Here is a 14,491-nt window from a genome sequence, read left to right as displayed (position 1 = left end):
GAACCGCACCGGACTGCTGTGATCGAGCAGGGGGTTCGTCGAGCATGCGCGGTCCGGCAAGGGGCGCCGAGGGCATTCGCGGTTCATCGACCCGTACGGCGGGCGATGTCCTGATGGACGGCGCGCCGGTGAACAATTTGTCGATGTCGCGTCCGAGCGGTTCGACGGCCCTGCCGATCATCTCGATGACGAGGTAGCCGATCAGCGCCCGCTCCATCTGCGTGCACAGTCGCCGCGCCGCGGCGACGACGAGCGGTCCGGCGATCCTGGCCGCGGGTGTGGCCGTCATGGCCGCGTAAGTCGTTGCCAGCGCGGCCAGTTCGGTCAGGACCACCGCCTTCGTCACGGTCATGACATAGGCCACCGCATCCAGCGCCTTCGCGATGATGGCACATACCCGATCGAGTTCGGCCTGATGGTCCCCATCGGATCCGGCCCATGTCGCGGCCAGGCGCTCGTACTCGGCGAGCGCATCCCCGCTGTCATCGACACCGGGCCCGCGAGTATTCGCGGCGAATGTGCGCACTTTGACCGCGAGCCCGCGCACATCGCCTTCGTCGATATCCGGGTATCGAACCCCGCAGCAGTCGAGGAATTCCGCGACGTCCGGCGGAATCTCCACCGCCACTACAGCACCCGCACCACGACGGCGTCACTGGACATGCGCGACCACTTCACGGTCGAACCGGAATATGGCGCCTCGATGACCATGCCGTTGCCCGCGGCCAATTGGACGTGCTCCGGCCCTCGCGCGCTGAACGAGCTCGCGGGGAATACCAGATCACCGGGCCGCACATCCGCCGCGGAGACCCGCACTCCGCTGTAGATCTGCTCGTAGGTCGTCCGCGGCAGCACCACATGGCCGTCGGAGGCCTGCGCGATTGCGTACTGGGTGAGACCGGAGCAGTCGAAGCCACCGCCGCTCGGTCCACCGGCGCCACCGCCGCCCCAGATGTACGGTGTACCGAGCCATTCGCTGGCCGCGCCGACGGCCTTGCTGCCCGCGGTTCCATCCGAGGGCACCCGAGGTCGGCCGCGCCGGCCGTTCGACAACACCGCGGACCGCGAACGAGCACGCCGACGACGACGTGGTGCCGAACTACCGGCCTTTCGCCGGGACAGCTCGGGCATGCCGGGCGGAATGATCTGCGCTGCCCGCTGACGCGCCGCCGCGACATCGGTATCGACCTGTTTGGCCGCTTTGGCGATGGTCGTATGCGCCGCTTCGAGCAGGGCGGGCCCGCTGAACCGGGTGTCGCCGACCGATGCGATCGCCTGAATTCGCGATTGCAGGTCGGCGATCTGATTGGTCAAGCGATTGCGCCCGACGACCGTACCGTCCCCGGCCTCGCCCACGGTCTTGTGCACAACACCATCTTTGCCCGCATGTGATTCCGCGATCGTCGATTGGATACCGCGCGCATCGGCGTAGCGGGAGACGACGGATCCACCGTGCGCACTCAGGTCATTGGTCGCCGATTGGACGATGCTCGCCGTGGCGGCCGGATCGGGTTGCCCGTTGCCGTACAGCCCGAGCAGGGCGCGCAGAACCTCCTGGAGGTCACCCGTCAATGCCGGCGACATTCGACCGACTCGCTCTCGCTCATCACCGACCGCCTCTCCGGAACTGCTCGCCAAGTGTTTTGCCGGTTGGCACCGGTCGCCCCGAATCTCGGGGGTGACAACGACTATGAGGCAATCGCGCGAATGATTCATCTTCCCAGCGGCGGGAAGACACGACAATGGGAACAACTTCTGGGAGGCGGTGGCGACGATATGGCGGCAGAACTGGCGGGTACCGCGGCCGAAACCTGGCAAACACTCTTCGGCTCCCCCACCGGCAGCAATTCCGCAGAGCCCGGTGCTCCTCTCGGTTCGTCGCCTGCTGCTCAGGCCGGCCCATTCCCCGGCCCTCCATCCGGCCCATTCCCCGGCCCTCCATCCGGCCCGCTCCCTGGGGCGCCATCCGGCCCACCGCCTGGCGCCCCAGGGAGCCAACCAGCCGCGGACGGGTCTACCCTGCCGCCCGGTGATCCGTCCGGCCAGTTTCCCGGGGACGGGTCGGGCCACCCCCCGGGCGCCCCCGGTTCCGTCCCGGCCGCCACACCGTCCTACGCTCCGCCCGGCCCGACCGATACCACCACGGCCCCCGCGGCCAGCAAGCCCAGCAAGACCAAAACCGGTCACTACTGGACGGTGGAGCTGACACCGCCGCCGGGTGCGTCGGCGGGTTTGAAGGCATTCATCGCTATGGCCGAAGAGGCCATGCAAACAGCCGTCGACCTGCTGGGCCGAGGTACCCCCGAGCTGCCGCCCAAGGTCGACGACCTGCTGCGACCGGTGATCTACGAGAGCATCGGCGATAGCCTGATGAAGAAGCAGTACGAGGAAGCTCTGGCGAAGGTCCAATCCCGGCAGACCGCACTGCTGACCTACGACACCAAGGTCATGAAGACCTCGATCGTGGTCGCCGCGGGCAGTGATGAGACGCTGCGCGCGATCAAAGGGATCGTCGCCGAACTCCAAACGAAGATGAAGGCCCTCGGCAGCGGGAAGCTCAAGCCCGCTCAAGAGGTGGCTCTGATGAAACTGGTCGCCGAGGCGATCGACCTCGTCTACGAGAAGGTCGAGGCGGTCTACCAGCTCAACAACGATATGGCCGGAGACGGCAACAACGACTCCGGCAGCAGCGGGTCCGGCAGCAACGGCAAGTCCGGATCCGGCAGTTCCGGTGGTGGTTCCGGCGACGGCGGGCTCGGGCAATTGGTGTCGATGCTCGGCATGCTGCCCATGATGGCAATGCCACTGGTGTCGCAGTTGCCGCAATTGCTGAAGCAGCACGACAAGGACAAAGACGACAAAGACAAGGACAAAGACGCAGCCGAGGGCGCCACGCAGACGGGCCAGGGCCAGCCGCAGGCAGCGGCACCCGGCGCAGCACCTGGCAGTCCCGCCCCGGCACCGGCAGCATCTGGCACCGGTCAGCCCGCAGCACCGGCAGCGACCGCGAGTACGGGTGCACCCGCAGCGGCCTCGCCGGTGGCGAATATGTCCCCGGTGTCGGCTCGCACCAGTGTCCGACGTGCGGTGAAACGGACCGCAACGACTCCGACCGATATCGAGACCGACGAAACGCACGAGAGCGATCCCGACGCCGAGGGCACCGTGGATTCGCCTGTGGTGCAGGCATAGTCGCTGGTTCCTTCGTCCCGCACCGGCAGGCGATATCGTCTGCCGGGTAGCCACCACGGCCGAATCGGCCTTTCATCACCTCGGCCGAATTGGTCTGGTGCGAACTGAATTCCACTTGCGGGCTAGCTGTACTGCCCATGGACGTTGGTGACGGCGTGGCGGGCTGACATGGCGAAGACCTCCGAGTGAGATGCGAGCTGTCTAGGAACGCATTCACTTTCCGGAGATCTTCGTGTCTCACCGTAATGCCCCGCTGTCGGAGTTGGGTCGGTTACGTCTTGCTCGTTGTGTCGTGGATGACCGATGGCCGCTGCGGCGGGCCGCCGAACGGTTCCAGGTCTCAGCGACAACCGCTCCGACCCTGACCGCACTGCACGGAGTCGGCGCCGAAATCGCCGGTCAGCTTCTCATCACCGCGGGCGACAACCCGGAGCGCATGACCACCGAGGCCGCATTCGCAAAACTCTGCGGCGCCGCCCCTCAACCGGCAAGTAGCGGCAAGACAACCGGCCGGCACCGACTCAGCCGCGGAGGAGACCGTGCCGCCAACAGCGCGCTCTACATCATCGCCATCACCAGGATGCGCCGCCACGAACCCACCCGCGGCTACGTCACACGCCGCACAGCCGAAGGACTCAGCAAACGGGAAATCCTCCGTTGCCTCAAACGATTCATCGCACGAGAAGTCTTCGCCGCCCTACCCTGGCCAGGCACCGAACAATCGCTTACCGCAGCAGCTTGACAAACATAGGAGCATCGAACGCTTCCACCGCACCCTGGCCGACGAGTGGGCCTACGCACGGCTCTACCGCAGCGACACCGAACGATGCGCAGCCTTCACCACCTGGCTACACACCTACAATCACCACCGCGGCCACACCGCACTCGGCGGACACCCACCAGCCAGCCGCGTCACCAACCTAAGGTCAGTACAGCTAGCGCATCGGCAACGCATGGTGCCGCTGCGGTGATCGGAAGCACGGCACCGGTCGACTGCGGTCCCCGTCGAGTTTCAGGGGGACCGCAGTGTCATGTCAGATCGTCGTCGGCGCGGGAACCGGCGCCGGGGCTGTCGGCGCCGGCGGCGGCGCGGTGACCCCTGGCGCGCTCGGCGCCGCTGGCTGTTGCTGCTGCGCGGAGTTGTCCAGATCGGCACCGCTCGGATGGAAGAATCCCTGGAACTCGCCGTACCCGCCGGTGCCGCCGTCTGGCGGGTTGTTCGGGTCCAACGGCACGAGCTGGCCGTTGATGATGACCTCCAGTCCCGAGGGTTCCACCACGACAATCGCACTCCGATTCGCCCACTGCACCACGTCACCGGTATGCAGGTGCGCGCTGTCGACCGAAACCCACGGACTGCCCGCCGAGGGCTGTCCGGTCGTGCCCGCATACGCCGACCTGGCATCGCTGCCGTTCGGATTGTTGAGCTCCTTGTTCACGGCCTGCGAGACAGCCGAGGACACCTTCTGCGTCGTGCCGTCCGGCAGCTTCATATCGACCATCGACCGACCACCGGCGCCGACCGGCGGCGGTGTCGCGCTGGCGTCCGCCTGGACCACGCTGGTCGGCGTGTTCGAGGCAACGGCCGGCTGGGCCTGAGCCTGAGCCTGAGCCGCGGCCTGCTGCTCGTGCTCTCTGCGCCGCCGACGCCGCTCTTCGCGATCCTCTTCCTCGCGCTGCCTATGGTCGTCCTGGCCGTTGTTCCCCATCGACGACATCATCTGCGACATGATCATCGGCAGCATCATCGAGCTCATATCCATGCCGCCGGAACCCGAGGAAGCGCCGCCCGTGTTGTACCCGGCCTGCGCGGCCTGTCCGTTCTGCGTCGCGTTGGTTCCCGACTTGCTGTTCTCGAGCGCACTGATCGCCGAATTGATCGCGGACATGACGTCGCTATTCGAGCCGCTGGTATCGGGCTTGCCGTCGGTCGTGGTCGAACCGTCGAGGAGATCCTTGAAGGTGTCGCCGTAGTTGTCGTTGGGAGACGGCGTCGGGGTGGGGGTCGGAGTGGGAGTCGGGGTCGGGGTCGGAGTGGGAGTCGGGGTCGGGGTCGGGGTGGGAGTCGGAGTTGGCGTCGGATCGGGCTTGGGAGCCGGCTTGGGAAACCCAGGGAAATCCCCGAAATTGTTCGCACGTTCCTCGGCTCGGTCTGCGTAGTCGGAGACCTGTTTTCTGCAGTACTCGATCGCCTGGTTGACGAGACCGTAAATGGGCTTTTCTTCGACCCTGTTCTGTATACCAGGTGCTGTGAAGTTATTTTCGCTGAACGTACTCCCGCCATAGTATCCGGCATGAGGTTTTTGGAGTACCGCCCAGATATCGTCATGGGTCTGCTGAATCTTATCGTACATCCGCTGATATGTACGATAATTATCGTAAGTGAGTTCCTTGTGCTCCAGATCCCATTTATCTTCCATACGGTTCCACGCACCGGTCAGTTCATGGAGAGAATCCGAGGTCGATCGATATCCATCTGCGATAGCGCCCGACGCCCCCCCTGCTTCAACTTCCGCGCCGTTTCCAATTTTTTCATAGAAGTCGCCATGCAGGTCGTCATCGAAGTGGTTAGTGTCCTTGCCATTCTTGGGAGAATCGAAGGCTATCGGCTTCTTGCCGTTGCCCATTTGGAACATCAAATACACGAGCCGAAAGTTCGCCAAATCGATGAATGTCTTCAGGTCGTCCGAAGCACTACCTGGGGGAACTCGGATCTTCAGCGGGGACTCACTGATAGCGTCGCCCGATTTGAAGTCCTTGTGGGTCCCTAAGAAATCATCCTTTTCCTGTTTATTTTTCTTTTCCGCTTCCAGTTCGGCTTTACTTTTAGTTGGTTTTAGGTCATTTTTCTCTTGCCGATCGTCGGGGTTGATAGCCCATATGTTCTTCTTGGAGTCCGTTTTCCCCCCATATGCATGCCCATCCGGGGTAACGAGGAAATCGGGTTTGTCATTGGGCCATTCACGTATTTTTTTCGGATCCCCTCCATCAGGGTTCACCTCATACAGGGTGACCGGGCCACCGGGCTTTTCCTGCGTGGTGTAGAAACCCGATGAGGGAGGTTTGTCCGACTTTGTTTCGTTACCGTCGCTGGTGTCCACGAAGTAATCGGTCATGCTTCACCCTCGACAGAAAACATTGCCGCAGCGATTGTCGCAAGCCTTATACCGGCGGCGCCATTGGTTTGATCGCCCGACGAGACGATAGTTCCGGAATCTACGCGCTCAGTGACCATTCGGCGGCCGTCCCGGACACCCCACCTGTAATTGCCATTCGATGAGTACAGCCAGTCCCCCTCAGTGAGGGTGTCCCCTGGATTGATAAAACTGGAACGATTTTCATCGCCCATCAGCACAACCCTCGATCACATGCGGCCAGCGAGCCGGTAACAGCCATACCGAATCCTCCCATCCGAACACCCGTCGGACCACTAGGGCTTCACACCTCCGGCGCCGACCGGCGGACGGTCGCACCACCCTCGTCATCGGCGCCCTCGAGTGCACTTGCGGCCGAATGCGCGGTATCGTCCACTTGTTGATGGCCATCCGCCACCGAGGTCCAACCGGCGCTACGAGCCTCGAGGAATGGTCGGCCCAGCTTCACCAGAAACGCGTCGGCCGCGTAACCGAGATTCGAATGAAAGTTGGCCTCATAATCAGGATCGTTTTTCGCCCGCTCGAGAAAGGAGCCGACAACGCCGCCGTGGGCCCTGCCCCGGCTGCGCAGATTTTGCGGATCTTGACTGAAATTGTCCATATAGACGAACTCTTTCCACTCCGAGCGATATCGCCATTCTCGCACATCCCCACCCCTGGGGAGAGCGGAGAAGGCGGCCGGAGGAGTTCGGACGAGCTGCTCAGGCCCATGCCGGTCCCGCGCGGCTGGACTCAGAAACCGTCACCGAACTCGGCCTTCTCGACAATGTTGTACTCGGCTTCGGTGGGGAGTCCCAATGAGTCGGCTAGACGCGGTAACCCACCGTTGTACAGCAGCTCCGCACGGCGACCGACCCGCGACTTCAGGTAGGCCAGGCGAGCGACTCGCAGAATCTCACTGGCCAGCCAGTCGTCCGCGTGCTCCCCCACCTCATCGCCGAGATGCAGACCAACGATCGTGCCGCTGCGGTTGCAGGCCACGCCAACCGAATAGCCCGGGTTGAACGCTTCGTATACGAGGTTGTGCCAATCGGGCGAGGATTCGGACCCGACGCCGTCCGAGATATCCTGATCCATCACCGCATCACTCCTGGGGATCGTCGATCGCACCGGCAAGTCACGGCTGCGGCCGCAGCATCTCGGGCCAGGTCGTCTCCTTCACGGCAATTTCATGCTGCCGCGCGGCGTCGGTAGTGCTGTCCCGAATCGCTGCCATGATGTCGGCCACCAACTCCTGCATGCTTGCGGCGTGCGCGATCGTTCCGGGGGCGATGTACAGATCGGTGAGTTTGCCCATCGCGTCCAGTTCCGGAATGACCCGGCCAGTGGGCGACGGGCGTCGGGCGCGAATCCGGTCGATCCGCTCCAGCATGTCATCGGCGGCATGCACCAGCGCCTGACTGGATTCCAGCGCCGACACCGTATACGGATGCATCATGCGGGCCAACTTTTCCGCCACGATCGCGGCGCCCCCGGCGAACGACGAACCATCCCCTCGGCGACCGGGCATGGACCTGGCACCGCCCGAACGGGCATACCGGACCGTGCGGTCATCGGACGCACAGTGGGGTTGACGCCCAGCTCTTTTCGCATGCCACCTCCTCCTATGGATGATAGGTTCCCATTCTTCATACTTCCTGCCGCCTTCCCAATTCTGAGAAGAGGAAGGAGACCTGTCCGACGTCCATCGAGCCGCAAGTTGATGCGCTCATCGGGGGTGGTGGATCTTCCCACACGCGACACGCCCTACTCGCGGATCGAAGAACCGACGTCTCCTCGGCAGGCTTTATCGGTGCCGAGCAAAGGTACCCAGTCCGAAACCGTGCCAGTGAGATGATCTCAGCAAGGCAGGCGGCTGATTTCGAGTAACGCGACGGGAGAGCCCGGTCAGGTGCTTGTCGGCGTGCTGTGGGTGGAAAGCGCTTGGGCGACACGCCGATTGGGGTGTTGGAGACAGACGTGGAATCCCGGCAGATGGGTTCTCATCACACGATCGCATTCCGTTGGATCAGCCCATCCTGGCCGACGGCGCGGCTACGACCGGGCCGGCATCGGCGTGCACACCCGCAAGCTGACAACCGCACCCACAACGCCCCGCTCCGCGGGCTGCGCGCTCTGGGCGAACAAGGATTCGCTCTGGTCGGCCGCTGGGGCACCCCTGTGCCATCGGAATTGTGCGGTGCAGCCTGGCGTTACTCGGCAGCTGGGCTGGGATTCTCCCCGAGCACGGCATCGGCAAACTCAACGTCTACGGCACTCCCACCTGGACTGCCGCCTAGTTTTGCGAGCCCCGGTCGGCCAGGACGAGACTGCTGCCATTCAACATCAGCGTGCAGTCGTTGTCCTACGACCTCACTACCGATCCGGCGCCACAACAGGCGGCGGCGAGGTCGGGGCGACCACGGCACCGGTCGGCGGCCCCGCCGTAATCGGAGCGCTGACCGCGGGAGCACTGACCGCAGCGCCCGCTGGACGGGAGACCCGCTCGCCCTCGGCGACCGAGACCGCAGCCGGAACCTCCACGAATTGCGGATGTTCCACAATCTGCTCATGTGCGTAGATCGCATCGCGCAGGTTTTGCCGCTCCGGCTCTTCGGCTAGTAACAACACCAATTCGTTGCATCGGCGCTCGAAGATCATGTCGCGCAAACCAGAAGATTCGGTGTCGACCCGCAGGTCGCCGAGTCCGACTCGGCCCACATCGACCCGGCGCGACAGCATCGACGCGGCCAACAGATCGTCGGCATCGCGCAGTTCATCCCACATCTGCCGGGATACCGTCTGCCCCGACGCCAGGATCGCGAGGATCCGATCACGCAATTGACGCGCCCCGTCGGCATCCGCGCTGGCGGCCACCGACCGGCCGACTCGGGTGTGCGCATCGGTCGCCAATTGCACACAGCGCTCGCGTACCTGCTGATCCGACACGGTCGCAACGGATTGCAGCGCGGTCGGGGAACCGACCAGACCGAGCCGGTCCGCCGTATCCGGGGTGAACTCGCGCAAGTCGATGTCGTAAGTCGGACCGACGAGTCCTTCCATGGCCACATCGCTCAGCTGCGCGCGCAGACCGGGATCGATCGGGCCGGAGGAGACCAGCGCCGACAAGCTCGCGTTCGCCTTCGGCCCCCAGGCCAGGCCGAACTCGACCAATACCCGGGCCGGATCCGACACACTTTCCCAGGATGAGGTGTCCACATCGGGGCCGAGCAGTTCATCCCACAACCACGGCGTCGAGACTTCGCGTGGCAGGTAAAGCCTGGCGGGCAACCAGCCGCGACCCTCGTTCGAGGTGATGAACACGCCGGCACCGGCCGGACCGCGCAGCACCGCGACCGCCCAGGCCATGCCCACCGGCGAGTCCACGGCGGCGAGCACACTGCTGAGCAGGGTTTTGGCCAGTACCAGATCGTCGTTGACCGCATTGCCCACCACGTAGGCCGGTTCGGCCTCCTTATCCTTCGCGGCGGCGACGGCGGACGCGAACGGCGTGCCCACCGGCACCGGCATCGGGGCGGCATCCCCAGCCGCAGTGGCCCCGGTCGGCGGCTGACCCGAACCGCGATCGTCCATCGAACCGGTGGACACCGGTCCCACGCCCGGTCCGGAGCCGAGCGGCCCGGCCGACACCGACGGTGGTGCGGTTCCGGCTGTCACGCCGGGTGTCCCGGTCGTCTGGTCCGGATGCGAAATCGCGCCCGGCATACCGAAAGTGCCGCCGGGCCCGGCCGATGGGCCGCTCGGCGGTGTCGAACCATTCGATGCTGCGGGTGCCATCGAGTTATCGGTCGATGTAGGTCCACCGCCCGGTCCGCCACCCGGTCCACCGCCCGGTCCGCCACCCGGTCCACCGCCCGGTCCGCCACCGGGGCCGCCGGGCGGCGGTGTGTGCTGGGTACTCGGGTCCACACCATTGGGCGTCGGCCCACTGTGCTGGCCCCCATCCAGTCCAGCGTTTCGAACGTGCGATGCCATGTCGTGGTCTGCGCGCTCATAGGAATCCGCGGACTCCCGCAGCGACTTCGCAGTGTTGAAATGCTCCTCCGCGAGCGCTTTGCCAGCGCGCTCACGGGCGCCGTAGTACTTCACCAGCGCCTGGCGGACAGGATCGGCAATGGTGCCGTAGGTCGACTCGAAACTGCCCAGCCACGCGTGCGGCGGTTCGGCCCACGCAAGAGTATCGCGCCCGACTTGCTCATGCTGCTGCGCCAGCTGGCGCAGCACCGCGGGGTCGATATTCATGCTGGTATCCGGCATTGTTCGATCACACCCTTTCCCACAACCGACTTCAACATTGTCGATCCTTCCCAGCGATGGGGAACTCGGACCAACTCCCACCTGCGGGAAGTCGGATACGGCCGATCCATAATCGGCGGACGATGGCGCTGACGGATCCCGCCGAACGGGTGCCGGACAACGCCGACGACAGCGACGAACAGGGCGGGAGCCGGCAATGGATCAGTGGGAGCTCGAAAGCCTGCGGTCGGCGAACAACGGCATGCGGAACCAGATCGACTACGTCATGAACGTCTATGAGAAACAGCAGGCCCAGCTCGCCGAGATCCAGCAGCATCTGGACGCATTGCGGGTACGGGCCAGTTCATCCGATCAGCTGGTCGAGGTGACCGTGGATGGCGCCGGGGTGGTGACCGACGTTCGACTGACCGCGCAGGCGATGCGCGCGAAACCCGAAAACGTCGGGCGCGCGATTGTCGAGGCCGCCCAGGCCGCGGCACGGTCGGCGCGCTCGCAACATGACGCACTGATCGCACCGATCGTCGATACCGCCGAGCTCATGCCCGATCTGCCCGATCTGGTGCCCGGGGCCCCGAGCTGGCGCGCTGCCCGCGAATCCGCCGAGAACGACGGTCCGCGCGCCGGTTGAGGACTCCCATTCCTGGGAAGACCGCGCGCAACGCGTGAGAATTGACCGCAGCAGGCGTGAGGAGTCCGTTGTGGCGCAGTCGTTGGAAGTCGATGAGGAGCGACTTCGTGCACTGGTACCGGAATTCGAGGATATCGGCGCCGACGCGCAGCGCATACTCGATCAGTTGAAGGCCGCGCTCGAGCGCGAAGGCGAACCCTGGGGCAGGGATACTCCGGGCAAGGCATTCGCCGAGACCTATGTGCCGGACAGGGACAAAGGAATCGCTGCTCTGGCGAAGACGGTCGCGAGTCTGCGTGAAGAGGGCAAGATCGTCAGCGACCTGGTCGACAGCTTCGACCGCCAGGATCGCGAGTCCGCCAACTTGATCGGCGACACCGGAAAACAGACGCCGCCCAATGGCCAGAACGTCGCTCCGACCACACCGACCGATCAATACGGGCAAGGTTGGCAGACTCCATCAGCACCGCACACCACACCCGATGCCACGCGATCGCCGACCGAATCGCAACCCACAACCGGCAATCGGTCTACACCGACTTCCACCGCGACACCCGATACCGCCGCTAGCGCACAGCCGGTCCCCGCATCGACACCCCTCGGCGGACCAAACGGATACGGCATGCCCGGGATGAACAGTCCGTACGGTGACGGTGTCGGCTCACCCGATGCACCCGACACATCCGATTCCCAACCGGAATCGGCGGACACCACCGGTGATTCAGCGCCACCCGCCGCTGTCCGACCAGCCGCCGACACTCCAGCCGCCGATCGCAAGCAGTCGGACACGCCGTGGTCCAGAAGTACGTCCGGTAGTGGTTCCACACCGGACACTCCCGCGCCGAAGGCGGCGGCCGCCGGACCCGCGCAGACATCGACACCGAGTAACGCCGCTCCGCGCGTATCGGCGCCGTCGAGTATGCCGCCGCGGATGTCGCCCCCAAACCTGCCCGAACAACATCAGCAGCACGCCCGTCCGGCGCCGAAGGCGCCGGGCAAGACCTTCGGCGCCGAGTCGAAATCCGGCGCGCGCCATCCGTGGGCGGCCGACGCCGCGACCGCCGGTGAAAACGCATTGCTCGCAAGGAAATTGGCCGATCGACATGATCTCGAGCTGGTCGGCTTCGACGATCCGACCGTTGACGGATACACGATCCGAGAAGTCGCGGCGGCACTCGACGACGTGCTCACCCAGTACCCATATGTCGATCTGCGGCAGATTGCGATCGCCGAATCCGCCGAATCCGCCACCCGCCTGGAGTGGGATTGGGTCGCGGGAGCCACGGGACCCGAGCCATTCACCCGTCGCATCGTGCTCGATACCGTGGTCGCCCGCAATCCCGCGGTATTTGCCGAATACATCCGCAGCGCAACGCATTCCGGAAAACTCGCGCGCGGGTCGGACCGGCGGCCGGTGTATTCGACAATGGTCCGCGAACTCGGACACGCTCTCGATGTCGCCGGTAACTTCCACGCCAGACAGGCGGCTCAGGACGCGCTGATCGCCGAGTTCACGCGCACCCGGGGCACCGCAGCAAGCGCGCACGCGGGCACCGGGTCGAACTCGGAGTACGAGCAGTGGCGCGCCCAGCTGAGCGGCTACGGATTCCACAACGGCAGCTTCGACCCCGGGATGGCGGTTGCGGACGCGTTCACCGAGGTCCAGATCAACGGTGCCGAAGCAGCGGCACCCGCAAAGGTGTTGCACCGCTTACTGGTCGACACCGCACGGAAGTCGGCGGCGCCGTGAGCTTCGGCGGTGGACACACCGCCGAAGCGCGGCACAGTACCTTCGAGACCGAACTGTCCGCCGCAGTCGGCGGTCGGCCGATGCGGATGCACGTGGGGTTGGGACCGGACACCGACTCGGCGTTGATCACCATCGCCCTGGCTCATCCGGATATCACCGACGACATGATCGCGACGGCACGCCGGGCATTCGTCACCGAGTCGGGTGCCGCCGAGGTTGTGACCGACGTTGCGGGACTGCCCGAGGAACCAGCCGCCATACCGGGTGTGGCGCAGTGACTCTGACGCTGCCGGCGGAATTTCCCAAGTGGCTGGTCGAGGCCGTGGCAGGGTACTGGCCCGAGTGCGACGAGGACGCCGTGCGCCGCGAAGGCGACCACTGGAAAGCGGCCGGCGATGGCTGCCGCAAGCTCGGCAAGCGGCACGATGCGGCGTCCACCACGGAAAAGGCCGCCCTCCACGGCTACAGCGCCGACACGAAGGCGGCCAGGAATGTGCAGCTCGGCACCGACCTGCACAACCAGGGCGAGTACTGCGATTCCATGGCCGAGCAATGCTACAAGAAGGCCAACGACTGCGAATTCACCAAGCTCCAGGTGATCGGAACCGGAATCGCGCTGCTGACGCAGCTGGCGGTGGATGCCTGGCTGGCCGCACCGGGCGTCGCGAAGGCGGCCGAGGATCGGGCGGCGGCCGAGGCGTCCTGGACCGCGAGCGCCCGCCGGTACCACGGCAAGATCAAAAAGGTCGGGCTGGAGTGTGCCACCAAGCGCAAGGGTTTGCCGCTGGCCAAGGCCACCGCCATCGGGTTCGCACTCGGTGCCGTTAGCGCCGGCGCGGTCAATGCCGGTGCCCAGTTGTTCCAGAAGGAGGTATTCCATCACCGCGACAAGATGGACTGGGGGATGGTCGAAGATTCCGCGATCATCGGTGGCGTCGGCGGCGGCATCGGAGCGCGCTTCGCCTCACGCTTCGCGCCCGGGATAAACAAGTTCCTCGGCAAGGTCGCCGGAAAATCGCAATCGAATATCGTCCGCTACGGCGCGCACGTCACGAGCGGGCTACTGATCGGTGGGATCGGCGGCGTAGCGGGAGCGATCAGCGGTGCGGGCGCGGGGATAGTTGTGACCGGGCATATCCCGAACGCCGACGAACTGCGAACGAGCGTGATCCAAGGTCTCGTCGGCGGCTTCGTCGGTTCGGCCACCATCTTCGCCCGCCCCTTGCCACCCGGGATACGAGTCAAACCCAAGACGGACACCTCGAACTCGAATACCTCCAACACATCATCGAGCACCCCACCCAACGGTAGTGGCCCACAGTCGGGCACCACACCGCCAGGGGGCACCGGACCGGGCGGCACCGGACCAGGCACCGGACCAGGCGGCACCGGACCACACACGGGCACCCCACCAGGCGGCACCGGACCAGGCACCGGACCAGGCGGCACCGGACCACACACGGGCACCCCACCAGGCGGCACCGGACCAGGCGGCACCGGACCAGGCAA

Annotated in this window: 12 protein-coding genes and 3 pseudogenes; 8 read left to right on the top strand and 7 right to left on the bottom strand. The window is 65.1% G+C overall.

Annotated elements, in window-relative coordinates:
* The coding region (locus tag ACWEO2_RS07055) for a hypothetical protein (RefSeq protein WP_452404492.1) at window positions 1-628 on the bottom strand (628 nt) is incomplete at its 3' end.
* On the bottom strand, window positions 628-1,584 hold the full coding sequence (locus tag ACWEO2_RS07050) for a C40 family peptidase (RefSeq protein WP_452404491.1): 957 nt from the start codon (window positions 1,582-1,584) through the stop codon (window positions 628-630). The genes ACWEO2_RS07050 and ACWEO2_RS07055, both read right to left, overlap by 1 nt.
* 612 nt (window positions 1,585-2,196) lie before the next feature.
* On the opposite strand from ACWEO2_RS07050, the gene ACWEO2_RS07045 reads away from it, so the two are divergent.
* The 4 genes and pseudogenes from ACWEO2_RS07045 to ACWEO2_RS07030 all read left to right on the top strand — a co-directional run.
* Entirely contained in the window at window positions 2,197-3,192 is a 996-nt protein-coding gene (locus tag ACWEO2_RS07045) for a hypothetical protein (protein WP_452404490.1), read from the top strand.
* Window positions 3,193-3,424: 232 nt separating this feature from the next.
* Window positions 3,425-3,544 (top strand): annotated as a pseudogene (locus ACWEO2_RS07040) (IS481 family transposase); the annotation flags it as partial.
* Window positions 3,545-3,934 (top strand): annotated as a pseudogene (locus ACWEO2_RS07035) (transposase); the annotation flags it as partial.
* A gap of 7 nt (window positions 3,935-3,941) precedes the next feature.
* A pseudogene (locus tag ACWEO2_RS07030) lies at window positions 3,942-4,131 on the top strand (integrase core domain-containing protein); the annotation flags it as partial.
* 95 nt (window positions 4,132-4,226) lie between these two features.
* Here the strand turns inward: ACWEO2_RS07030 and ACWEO2_RS07025 are convergent.
* The 5 genes from ACWEO2_RS07025 to ACWEO2_RS07005 all read right to left on the bottom strand — a co-directional run bounded on the left by ACWEO2_RS07025 (window position 4,227) and on the right by ACWEO2_RS07005 (window position 10,604).
* Window positions 4,227-6,308 carry a hypothetical protein gene (locus ACWEO2_RS07025; protein ID WP_452404489.1) on the bottom strand — a complete coding sequence of 694 codons (2,082 nt, stop codon included), beginning with the start codon at window positions 6,306-6,308 and terminating at the stop codon, window positions 4,227-4,229.
* A gap of 322 nt (window positions 6,309-6,630) precedes the next feature.
* A complete protein-coding gene (locus ACWEO2_RS07020) occupies window positions 6,631-6,993 on the bottom strand; it encodes a hypothetical protein (protein WP_452404488.1) in 363 nt (120 codons plus the stop codon).
* Window positions 6,994-7,079: 86 nt separating this feature from the next.
* Complete coding sequence (locus ACWEO2_RS07015) at window positions 7,080-7,424, bottom strand: hypothetical protein (protein ID WP_452404531.1); 345 nt, start codon at window positions 7,422-7,424, stop codon at window positions 7,080-7,082.
* Between the two features lie 40 nt (window positions 7,425-7,464).
* Complete coding sequence (locus ACWEO2_RS07010) at window positions 7,465-7,767, bottom strand: hypothetical protein (protein WP_452404487.1); 303 nt, start codon at window positions 7,765-7,767, stop codon at window positions 7,465-7,467.
* 935 nt (window positions 7,768-8,702) lie between these two features.
* Window positions 8,703-10,604 carry a type VII secretion target gene (locus ACWEO2_RS07005; RefSeq protein ID WP_452404486.1) on the bottom strand — a complete coding sequence of 634 codons (1,902 nt, stop codon included), beginning with the start codon at window positions 10,602-10,604 and terminating at the stop codon, window positions 8,703-8,705.
* A gap of 196 nt (window positions 10,605-10,800) precedes the next feature.
* Between ACWEO2_RS07005 and ACWEO2_RS07000 the strand changes: the two genes are divergently transcribed.
* The 4 genes from ACWEO2_RS07000 to ACWEO2_RS06985 all read left to right on the top strand — a co-directional run.
* On the top strand, window positions 10,801-11,232 hold the full coding sequence (locus ACWEO2_RS07000; RefSeq protein ID WP_452404485.1) for a YbaB/EbfC family nucleoid-associated protein: 432 nt from the start codon (window positions 10,801-10,803) through the stop codon (window positions 11,230-11,232).
* Between the two features lie 70 nt (window positions 11,233-11,302).
* On the top strand, window positions 11,303-12,982 hold the full coding sequence (locus tag ACWEO2_RS06995; protein WP_452404484.1) for a hypothetical protein: 1,680 nt from the start codon (window positions 11,303-11,305) through the stop codon (window positions 12,980-12,982).
* Window positions 12,979-13,260, top strand: coding sequence for a hypothetical protein (locus ACWEO2_RS06990; protein ID WP_452404483.1), 282 nt, complete (start codon window positions 12,979-12,981; stop codon window positions 13,258-13,260). Before ACWEO2_RS06995 ends, ACWEO2_RS06990 begins: the two co-directional genes overlap by 4 nt.
* Window positions 13,257-14,491: WXG100-like domain-containing protein (locus ACWEO2_RS06985; protein WP_452404482.1), on the top strand; the 1,235-nt coding region annotated here is incomplete at its 3' end. The genes ACWEO2_RS06990 and ACWEO2_RS06985, both read left to right, overlap by 4 nt.

It is taken from the genome of Nocardia sp. NPDC004278, assembly GCF_053602975.1.
The sequence above is the reverse complement of the archived record's forward strand: the minus strand, read 5'-3'. Positions and strand labels throughout refer to the sequence as shown.

What these genes read in the sequence shown, in the direction of transcription:
- ACWEO2_RS07025 (WP_452404489.1), bottom strand. Translation starts at nt 6,308, where the DNA reads ATGACCGATTACTTCGTGGACACCAGCGACGGTAACGAAACAAAGTCG.
- ACWEO2_RS07050 (WP_452404491.1), bottom strand. Translation starts at nt 1,584, where the DNA reads ATGTCGCCGGCATTGACGGGTGACCTCCAGGAGGTTCTGCGCGCCCTG.
- ACWEO2_RS07000 (WP_452404485.1), top strand. Translation starts at nt 10,801, where the DNA reads ATGGATCAGTGGGAGCTCGAAAGCCTGCGGTCGGCGAACAACGGCATG.
- ACWEO2_RS07005 (WP_452404486.1), bottom strand. Translation starts at nt 10,604, where the DNA reads ATGCCGGATACCAGCATGAATATCGACCCCGCGGTGCTGCGCCAGCTG.
- ACWEO2_RS07015 (WP_452404531.1), bottom strand. Translation starts at nt 7,424, where the DNA reads ATGGATCAGGATATCTCGGACGGCGTCGGGTCCGAATCCTCGCCCGAT.